This window comes from Vibrio sp. MOR3, assembly GCF_001557775.1.
In the GTDB taxonomy this organism is placed as follows: Bacteria; Pseudomonadota; Gammaproteobacteria; order Enterobacterales; family Vibrionaceae; genus Vibrio; species Vibrio jasicida.
On the sequence record NZ_LNRD01000045.1, the window covers coordinates 1 to 917 of the forward strand.

The 917-nt window shown below is 41.8% G+C and carries 1 protein-coding gene; it reads left to right on the forward strand.

What is annotated here, in order from left to right; translation table 11 throughout:
* The first annotated feature begins 26 nt into the window (after positions 1-26).
* Positions 27-800: an NERD domain-containing protein gene (locus ATB76_RS26810; protein WP_042603350.1), complete on the forward strand. Its 774-nt coding sequence runs from the start codon at positions 27-29 to the stop codon at positions 798-800.
* The last annotated feature ends 117 nt before the right edge of the window (positions 801-917 follow it).

Below are 917 nucleotides of genomic sequence, written 5' to 3' on the forward strand. Positions count from 1 at the left end.
GGGCGTTAGTTGAATAGGGAAAATCCGTGAATATTTTTGAAGCATTTCTTAATGTGCTTGCGCAAGTCTGGTATCTAGTGCCTTTATTGCTCATTGTTAGCGTTTTCAAAAGTAGGTGGCTAAAAGGTGTATTCGGTGAGTTTCTCGTGAACCGTCTTTTGTCCAAATTACCAGAGTCTGATTACACACTAATAAAAGACGTAACGTTGCCGACTAACGATGGTACAACTCAAGTCGACCATATTGTGGTTTCTAGATATGGCATCTTCGTCGTTGAAACTAAGAATATGAAAGGTTGGATATTTGGTTCAGCTCGCCAGAAACAGTGGACACAAAAGATTTACCGTCATTCCTCTAAATTTCAGAACCCACTGCATCAGAATTACAAGCACATAAAAGCTCTGGAAACCTTGCTAGGTTGCAGTGAAGAACACTTGCATTCAGTTATTGTTTTCATCGGCGACAGTACCTTTAAAACCGAAATGCCTCCAAACGTTACCTACGCTCAAGGAAGTATTCGATACATTCAGCAATTTAACGATGTAGTGTTCTCTGACAATGATTATGCTCGGTTAACAGAGTCTATAAACCGGCTAAAGTTAAAGCGCGGAGTCATTACGGATTTAAAGCATCGTAAACATGTCAAAGAAGTTGTTGCATCCAAAGTTAGCTCAAATGAGTGCCCTCGTTGCGGCTCTGAAATGGTGTTGCGTGAAACCAAGCGTGGTGAAAATATAGGTAAACAGTTTTGGGGTTGTTCAACCTTTCCCAAGTGTAGGGCTGTGAAACAATTCAACTAACAAACTGTTTAAGAGTGATTCGCAACGCGTGGCATTTTTGCTATGCGTTGCGCTTAGTGTTTAAGGTGGCATGCGGCGGCTTCGGTATTGCGTTGCTCACACCTTAACAGGGCGTTA